The organism is Hyphomonas sp., assembly GCF_040882205.1.
GTDB lineage: Bacteria > Pseudomonadota > Alphaproteobacteria > Caulobacterales > Hyphomonadaceae > Hyphomonas.
This window is the reverse complement of sequence record NZ_JBBEBT010000010.1, coordinates 1-8,771: the sequence shown is the minus strand read 5'-3', so window position 1 is coordinate 8,771 and position 8,771 is coordinate 1. Positions and strand designations below refer to the sequence as shown.

General features: G+C 62.5%; 6 protein-coding genes. 5 read left to right on the top strand and 1 reads right to left on the bottom strand.

All coding sequences use genetic code 11. The annotated features are described in order from the left end of the window. Window positions 1-138: 138 nt before the first annotated feature. Window positions 139-294: a GMC oxidoreductase gene (locus tag WEA77_RS00360; RefSeq protein WP_368065889.1), complete on the top strand. Its 156-nt coding sequence runs from the start codon at window positions 139-141 to the stop codon at window positions 292-294. Between the two features lie 80 nt (window positions 295-374). On the opposite strand, the gene WEA77_RS00355 is transcribed toward WEA77_RS00360, so the two are convergent. Next, complete coding sequence (locus WEA77_RS00355; protein WP_368065888.1) at window positions 375-947, bottom strand: TMEM165/GDT1 family protein; 573 nt, start codon at window positions 945-947, stop codon at window positions 375-377. Window positions 948-1,490: 543 nt separating this feature from the next. On the opposite strand from WEA77_RS00355, the gene WEA77_RS00350 reads away from it, so the two are divergent. The 4 genes from WEA77_RS00350 to WEA77_RS00335 form a co-directional block, all read left to right on the top strand. Continuing rightward, a complete protein-coding gene (locus tag WEA77_RS00350) occupies window positions 1,491-2,957 on the top strand; it encodes a PfaD family polyunsaturated fatty acid/polyketide biosynthesis protein (RefSeq protein ID WP_368065887.1) in 1,467 nt (488 codons plus the stop codon). A gap of 5 nt (window positions 2,958-2,962) precedes the next feature. Beyond that, window positions 2,963-6,865 carry a beta-ketoacyl synthase N-terminal-like domain-containing protein gene (locus WEA77_RS00345; protein WP_368065886.1) on the top strand — a complete coding sequence of 1,301 codons (3,903 nt, stop codon included), beginning with the start codon at window positions 2,963-2,965 and terminating at the stop codon, window positions 6,863-6,865. An 83-nt stretch (window positions 6,866-6,948) separates the two neighbouring features. After that, window positions 6,949-8,289, top strand: coding sequence for an SDR family NAD(P)-dependent oxidoreductase (locus WEA77_RS00340; protein WP_368065885.1), 1,341 nt, complete (start codon window positions 6,949-6,951; stop codon window positions 8,287-8,289). Continuing rightward, a partial coding sequence (locus tag WEA77_RS00335; RefSeq protein ID WP_368065884.1) for a beta-ketoacyl synthase N-terminal-like domain-containing protein occupies window positions 8,286-8,771 on the top strand: 486 nt, incomplete at its 3' end. The genes WEA77_RS00340 and WEA77_RS00335, both read left to right, overlap by 4 nt.

Sequence of the window (8,771 nt, the reverse complement as noted above, 5' to 3'; positions counted from 1 at the left end):
CTGACTGGCCCCTTTTTAAACCGGCAAATGGCCCATTTTTATCCCGGCGTTGACAAATGTCAAAGCGCTGCTGAATATTGAACCTGGCTCTAAGGCAGATGACCTGCGCCCGAGCGTAACCGCTATTCCTACGGCCGAGTGCATGATGTGGAGAACCTCTACATTGTGGAGAACTCGACTTTCCCCACCTCGGGCTGGGCCAATCCAACCCTTACACTCGTGGCACCCGCGCTGCGGACGAACGGTCAAATCTCGGCCGAGCTGAACAAGGAGCGCGTAGCGCATGCAAGTTGAACCTGAATCGCCGCCATTGTCTGGGTCTGGTTATCTGAGACCAGCTTGCGTTCGCCTGTAAGCGACGCCAGCCCGCCGGATCAGAGCCAGCCCGCTGTCTGCCCCAGGACCCAGAGGCCAATCACCAGGAACAATGCGGCAGCGACATACCGGACCACATTCAGCGGCACCCGATTGAGCAGTTCGTGGCCCAGGAATACTGCTGGAACATTGGCCAGCATCATGCCCAGCGTGGTGCCCATCGTCACAGTAATCACATCATGGAAACGGGCGCCAAGGGCGATCGTGGCAATCTGCGTCTTGTCGCCCATTTCGACGAAGAAAAAGGCAATCGTGGTCGCCCAAAATGCACCGAAACGGGCTGTTTTCGCGTCGGTTTCTTCGTCGAACTTGTCAGGAATGAGTGTCCAGGCCGCCATTACGATAAAGGAAGCGGCAATCAGGAGCCGGAACCACTGGCCGTCGAGTATGGAGGCGACCTGCGCGCCGACGAGTGCGGCCACGAAATGGTTGGCCAGTGTGGCAACGAATATGCCGGCGATGATTGGCAGGGGTTTCTTGAACCGCGCAGCGAGCACAATGGCCAGCAGCTGCGTCTTGTCGCCGATCTCGGCGAGGGCAACGACGGCGGTAGAGGTAAAAAGGGCTTCCATCAGTCAGTCTCCGGGTCGGGCGGCGTTCAAGGTCCAACAGACACCATTCTCGCCGCCCAACCCTGAGCGAAGAGATGATGCCATTGGTCTCGCCCAAACGGTTTCCCGCTTCCGCCGCACCACGGCCTCTCGGCCGAGCATGTTTACACGGTGGCTCGTCCTCGCGGACGACTGGCTACTCCCCAGTGAAAGATGCGCTCTAGGCTCGCCCGCCGGACGAAGCAAGGGCAGATTTACTGCACAAACAGATGGCAAAAGGTCCGATCCGAAAACATGGCTTCGCCTCAACGCTTGGATGTTTACCGCGCGATTACAATTGAAAGTTGTTCTACTTTGTTGCGGTGGCTATTGAAAGAAGCGGGATCAGGTGTTTTCCGGTGAGCGGCTTTCCTTTGCGCTTTTAATGAACGCAGATAATGAACGCAGATGAACGGCTTCCAGAACGGGCCGAGCCAGAAGGGCAAACAGCGCGTGCCGGATCTCTTAAAAAGAGCCGTTGAATTTCCGCGTGCGCCCGCCTGGCTCGCGTATGATGAGCATGGAGTGGCGTCTGTCGTATCCGTCGGAGAAGGCTCACCTGGCGCCGCCGCAGTTTCGAAGCTTCCGCCGATTTATCCGGAATGGCTGGGTGACCGTGCCTTCCTCGCCGAGCATCCGGCGCGCTTCAGTTATGTCGTTGGCGAAATGGCGCGGGGCATCGCGACGCCGCGAATGGTGGTCGAGGCCGTGAAAGCCGGCTGCCTGGGTTTCTACGGAAGTGCAGGGCTGCCCCTCAAGGAAATAGAATCCGGGATCAACAAGATCCGAACGGGCGTGGGCGCTGGAGAAGCGGCATGGGGCGCCAACCTCATCCACTCCCCGCAGGAGCCCGGACAGGAAGCGGCCATCGTGGACCTGTTCCTCAAGGAAGGTATGCGCCGCGTCTCTGCCTCTGCGTTCATGCGTCTAACCGCTGATGTCGTCCGCTACACGGCGCTCGGTCTCGAACGTGCCGCAGATGGAAGCATACGCCGGCGCAACCACATATTCGCAAAAGTCTCACGGGCCGAAGTTGCCGAGCCGTTTATGGCGCCAGCGCCGGAGAAAATGCTTCGGGAACTCGTCGCTGCCGGCAAGATCACCGAAGCGCAGGCGACCCTGGCGGCATGCGTGCCTGTCGCAGCTGACATCACCGCTGAATCCGATTCCGGCGGCCACACGGACAATCGTCCTGCAGCGGTCCTTTTCAGCTCGCTCAGCGCCGCCCGCGCAAGGGTTGCGGCGAAGCATGCTTTTGATGAAAGCGCTGTTCGCATCGGCCTTGCAGGCGGTCTGGCAACGCCCGGGGCTGTCGCGGCAGCTTACCAGATGGGCGCCGCCTATGTGTTGACCGGTTCCGTCAACCAGAGCGCCGTGGAATCGGGTCTCTCGGAAGCGGGCCGCAAGCTGCTCGCCAAGGCAGGCCCCGCAGATGTCACGATGGCACCAGCGGCAGACATGTTCGAGCAAGGTGTCGAAGTGCAGGTCCTCAAACGGGGAACACTGTTTGCGATGCGAGGCCGAAAGCTGCATGGTTTCTACCGGAGCGGCGCGAGCTACGACTCGCTGGCCGCAGCAGATCGAAAATGGATCGATGACGTGCTCGGTGAACCGTTCGATGCTGCCTGGGCCGAAACCCGGTCCTACATCCAGCGCGTCAATCCGGCCGAAGCGGCGCGGGCCGAAATGGATGGCAACAAGCGCCTGGCGCTGGTCGCGCGCCGCTACCTGTTCCAGGGCGCACAATGGGCCCGCGAAGGCACGCCAGACCGGACGGCGGATTTCCAGATCTGGTGCGGCCCTGCGATGGGCGCGTTCAACGAATGGGTCGCCGGCACGCCACTCGAGCCGGTCGAGGCCCGTACGGTGCGCCAGATCGCGCTGAACCTTCTGGAAGGCGCGGCGCGCATTACCCGCGCCGGTCAACTGCGCTCGGCGGGAATTGCCGTGCCGCCGCAATACTTCTCCTATACACCGCGCCTGTTCGAGTAAGCTTCATGACTGACCGCCGCACTTCCAGTTCACGCCGACCTCTTGAGCCAATTGCCGTTGTCGGTATGGGCGCAATTTTCCCGGGCCGCGGAGACACAACCGGTTTCTGGCGCGACATATTCGAGGCGCGTGATCTGATCAGCGATACGCCTGCAACACACTGGCTGATCGACGACTATTACGATGCCAATCCGTTGACCAAAGACAAGACATACGGCCGCCGTGGCGGATTTCTGTCGCCGGTCGCCTTTGATCCGCTGGCCTTCGGCATTCCGCCCGCCCAGTTGCAGACGACAGACTCCGCGCAGCTTCTCGCACTCGTCGCTGCGAAGATGACGCTGGACGATGCCGAGCGCGACAGCGGCGGAAAGATGGACCGTTCACGGACGAGTGTCATCCTTGGTGTGGCGTCCGCCACCGAGCTGACAGCGCACATGGCAGGCCGGCTCCAGCGCCCCACCTGGGTCAACGGCCTGCGCCAGTCCGGTCTTGCCGAAGCCGATGTCCAGGCCATCGCTGCGAGGATCGAGAACCATTATGCGGAATGGAAAGAGAGTACCTTCCCCGGCCTGCTGGGCAACGTGGTCGCTGGGCGCATCGCCAACCGGCTCGATCTTGGAGGTAGCAACTACGTCACGGATGCCGCCTGCGCCTCGAGCCTCTCCGCTTTGCAGATCGCTCTGCATGAACTGCGCGCAGGCGATTCCGACATGGTGCTCACCGGTGGTGTGGACGCTCTGAACGACATCCTAATGTTCATGTGCTTTTCGAAAACGCCCGCACTGTCGCCTACCGGAGACTGTCGTCCATTCTCGAACAATTCCGACGGCACGATGCTCGGTGAAGGCATCGGCATGCTGGCGCTGCGCCGTCTCGAAGATGCTGAGCGCGGCGGGAACCAGATCCACGCTGTCATTCGCGGTATTGGCGGCGGATCCGACGGCAAGGGCACCGCTATCTATACGCCGCTCCCTTCCGGTCAGGCTCGCGCGTTACGCCGCGCCTACGAACAGGCGGGATACGGCCCGGAGACAGTCGACCTTGTCGAAGCGCACGGAACGGGTACCAAAGCGGGCGACCGCGCCGAAATCGAAGGTCTGCATCTTGTGTTCAGCGAAGCTGACAGGGGTGACGGCCCGTGGTGCGCAGTGGGGTCGGTCAAGTCGCAGATTGGCCATACAAAGGCGGCTGCGGGCGCTGCAAGCCTCCTGAAGGCTGTCGAGTCTCTGCGCCGCAAGGTGCTGCCGCCGACGATCAAGATTGATGAGCCTGCTGAGGCCATCCGCAATAGCGCGTGCTTTTATGTCAATACAGAGGCCCGTCCCTGGATCACCGCTGACAATCGTCCGCGCCGCGCATCGGTCAGCTCGTTCGGCTTCGGCGGTTCGAATTTCCACGTAACGCTTGAAGAGTATACAGGCCCTGCGGCAGCCAAGCCGGCACGTGTGCATCCGGCAGAACTCTTCCTGTTCAGCGCAGACAATGGTGTTGACCTGTCGGCTGCCCTGCGTGCCCTTGCGGACGCTCCGCCTCCGGAGGATGCTTTTGCTTTCCATGCAGCTGCAACGCATGGCCTGTTCAGTACGAAGGCATTGGCACGCGCGTCCATCGTCGCCACAGGTCCCGAAGACCTTGCAATAAAAGCGGATAAGCTTGCCGCACAGGTTGTAGCCGGAACACTCGGCACCGCACCCTTGCCGCAAGGCTGCGCGGCATCGCTCAGCACGCTTGTGCCCGGGAAAATCGCCTTCCTGTTTTCGGGTCAGGGCAGCCAGTATCCCGGCATGGGGTCTGACCTTGCCATCGCTTTCCCGGCGGCCCGGGCGCTTTGGGATTTCGCTGCGAGCCACCGCGTCACCGGTCCGCTTAAGCTCCATAAACTCGCCTTCCCGCCAGCGGCCTTCGATCAGGTCGAGTTTGGCAACCAGCAACAGCGTCTGACGTTGATGCAACATTCCCAGCCAGCCATTGCGACCGTGTCACTTGCGCATCTCACCCTGCTCGAAGCGCTCGGCATCGACGCCGACATGGCGGGCGGCCACAGCTTCGGCGAGATCATGGCGCTACACCACGCCGGCGCGTTTGACCGCGACGCTGCGCTCACAATCGCCGCCGCGCGTGGCCGCGAAATGGCTAACGCAGCAAAGACCACTGACGGCGCCATGCTGGCGGTGCAGTGCTCTGCGAGCCGCATCGCACCCTTCGTCAAGGAGATCGGGGGCGGCCTCGTCATAGCCAACGACAATGGGCCGAGCCAGGTTGCGCTTTCGGGCCCTGTCAGCGCTATTCAGCAGGCAGAGCAACGCTGCGCGGCCGAGGGCATAAAGGCACGCCGGCTCCCGGTGGCGACAGCGTTCCACTCATCCATCGTCGAGCCTGCTGTCGCGCCTTTCCGCGCCACGCTTGAGGGACTGCGGCTGAAACGCCCTGCCCTGCCCGTCTATGCAAACGCCACTGCACAGCCCTACAAGACAACCGCTAAAGATCTCGCCGGAGTGCTCGCGTCACAGATCGTATCGCCGGTCCTCTTCCGGGATCAGATCGAGGCGATGTACGCTGCGGGCGCGCGCATCTTCGTCGAGGTCGGTCCAGGCAATGTCGCCGCGGGCCTGATTTCTGATACTTTGGGCGAGCGCGACTACACGGTTCTTTCGCTGGACAACAAACGCACCAATGGCGTCGCGCAGTTTCTCTCAGGGATTGGCACGCTTGCCGTCGCAGGTCTGAGCGTCGATCTTGCGGCGCTCTACGCCGACGCGCCCCCGCAGCAGCCCAAGCCCGAGCCCTCGAAGCATGCAGTCTTCCTGACCGGCGCAAACTACGACCGTCCGTACCCGCCCAAAGACGGCGCTGCCGGTCGTGCACTCCCGAACATAACTGCACAGACAATTCCAGCTTCCGCTCAAACACCGCCCACCCCGCCTCCTCAAAGGACCGAACTTCCCATGCCCGATCAGAATGGCCGGCACACCGTCGCACCCCCGCAAGCGACTGTCCCTCAACCCGCCGAGCGGGTGGAAATCACCTCGTCTGTCGAGCGAATCTGGCAGGAAGTCTCGATGCAGCATCAGAACTATCTCAATGCGATGGCTGACGGCCACAAGGCTTACCTGAACGCCGCCGCCGCCCTGCTTGGCCAGGCAGGCGCAATCGCGGCGGAGCCGCAGTTGCTGCCGGCGCCGCGCGCGCCCGCCTCCCAACCCGCACCGCAACCCACTTACACTGCTCCCCCCGCAGCAGCCGAAGCCCCGAAGCAGAAGGTCAACGGCTCCCACGGCACGCACGCCTTTGTACCAGAACCTGTAAAAATGCCTGCCGCGCCCGCGAACGTGGAAGTTGCGCCGAGGCCCGTTGCTGTTTCTGCGCCCGCTATGAACGCTGCGGACATTGTGCGCAGTATCGTGTCCGAAAAGACCGGTTATCCGCCTGATATGCTAGACGCCGACATGGACCTCGAAGGCGAACTCGGCGTGGACTCAATCAAGCAGGTGGAGATCCTGTCCTCACTTCGCGACCGCCTTCCGCACCTGCCGGAAATAGAGCCGGAGCGCCTCGTAGAGCTGCGTACGATTGCCGCCATCGCGGCGATGATCAACGCCGCGGCGTCGGACGCTGTCGCTGCTGCGGCTGCGCCGAGTGTCGAGGCAAGAACGGCCAGTGCGCCGCCGGCCTCAAGCCTGCAGGTCTCGCCGGATGTGATCCGTGCGCTCATTGCCGGGAAGACTGGCTATCCGCCTGACATGCTCGAAGACGACATGGACCTTGAAGGTGAACTCGGCGTGGATTCCATAAAGCAAGTGGAAATCCTCTCGTCTCTGCGCGACATGTATCCCTCGCTCCCGGAAGTCGATCCAGAGCACCTTGCCGAGCTGCGCACGATCCGGAAAATTGCTGATTTTTTCGGCTGAGGGATGATGGGGAGACACGGGCTTCCCATCATCCCGACCTGCCCCCGGCTGACGTAACACCCTACCGGTGCGACGTGCGCCCCGTGCTGTGGCAGACACTGAATGCGGCGCAAGCATTCACACTCAGCGCAGGCGCGTTGATCGAAGTGACGGATGCGGAGCCGGTCAGCGCGTCGGCTATCGCTACTGCGGTCACTTCGGCAGGATATGACGTCCGGCGCGTGTCGATCCCGACTGGCTGCGCGGATGCGGCGATCCTCACCGAAGGCCTTACGGCGCAGTCTGCAGACGTGCGCCATTGGTCGTCGCTCGCGGCCGCCCGCACTGCACGCCGCCAGGGCGGTGTGACAATTCTTTTGCAACCGGCAGACGTCTATTCCGGTCTGGAGGGCCTTAGCCGTACGCTCCGCAAGGAATGGCCGGAGAGCGTCGCTTTCGCTTGGACACTTCCGCGCGGCGGCGGGCCGCTCGTCGTGCAGGGACTCCGGCGCGGCTATCCGGATGGCGAGCTGAATCAATCTGGAGAATTGAGTGTCGCAGCGCCGGGCAAATCTCTTACTCCCCCATCATCCTTGCCCGGATCAACGCCTTCTGTATGGCTCGTCACGGGCGGTGCGCGCGGCGTCACGGCCGCCTGCGCCATCGAGCTCGCCCGCCAGGCTGGCGGCACAATCCTCCTCGCAGGCAGATCGGAAGTTACGCCCTGGCCCGCAGGACTGCCGGAAACGGGCGACATCAAGATCCTGCGTGGTCTTTTGGTCGAACGCAGTCGCCAATCCGGCGCGCGTATTACACCTACTGAAATCGACCGCACGGCCCGCAACCTCCTCGCCGGCGCCGAAATCCGGCAAACCGTCGCATCCATCCATGCGGCTGGGGCAACGGCGGCCTACATTCCTCTGGATGCGGGTGACAGTGCTGCCGTCGCCGCGGCGCTTTCGCAGGCGCAGGAGAAATGGGGTGGCATCACCGGCTGGGTCCACGGCGCCGGTGTACTCGCAGACAAGCTGGCAGCCGACAAAACCGAAGCTGAACTAAGACGCGTGTTCGCACCCAAGGTCGGCGGCCTGATGAACATTCTCGAAGCGTTCGACGCCCGTCAGTTGCGCCACATCGCTTTCTTCTCTTCCGCAGCGGCCTTCTTCGGCAACAAGGGACAATCGGACTACGCCATGGCCAATGCACTTCTCGCCAGCGCCGGGCGTTTGCTGGCGCGTTCAGCGCCAGACGCACGCGTGAAGGTTTTCCACTGGGGCCCCTGGGCGGGCGGAATGGTGGACGCCGCCCTCGCCAGTCACTTTGAAGCACAAGGCATCCCGCTTATCCCGGTTGACGAGGGGGCACGCATTTTCGTCAATGAACTTCTCGGCGGCAGGCGCGATCAGGTCGAACTTGTTGTTGGCGAGGCATGGGCCACGACATGACCTTGTTTGAACCCATCGCCATCGTTGCAGAAGCCTGCGTGCTGCCCGGAGCCGGATCGCCATCGGCATTGTGGGACGTTGTGCGCCACAAGCAGGTTGTGACCCGGCCCGTCACATCTCAGGAGCTCGGGCTGGGCGCAGCGCCTGATGGTGAACGGCGTTTCGTCTCCGGCCGCATTGATCAGGGGGCAGTTACGCACGAGGGCCTGAAGCGCCTTGAGGGCATTGGCACTGGCGCGCTTGATCCTGTTCACCGCTGGCCACTTCAGGCTGCCTGGGAAGCCTGGTCCTCCGTTAACGGGGCTGCCCGGACTGACCCCGCCCGGCGCGGGGTGTTTCTCGCAAATCTTTGCTATCCCAGTCGCGCCAAGGTCGGGTACGCGGAAGATATCTGGAGGTATGGCCATACAGATCGTCCGTTTACGGACTCGCTTAATTCCGGCATGCCGGCACGTCTCATCGCGCGCATGATCGGTGCCGAG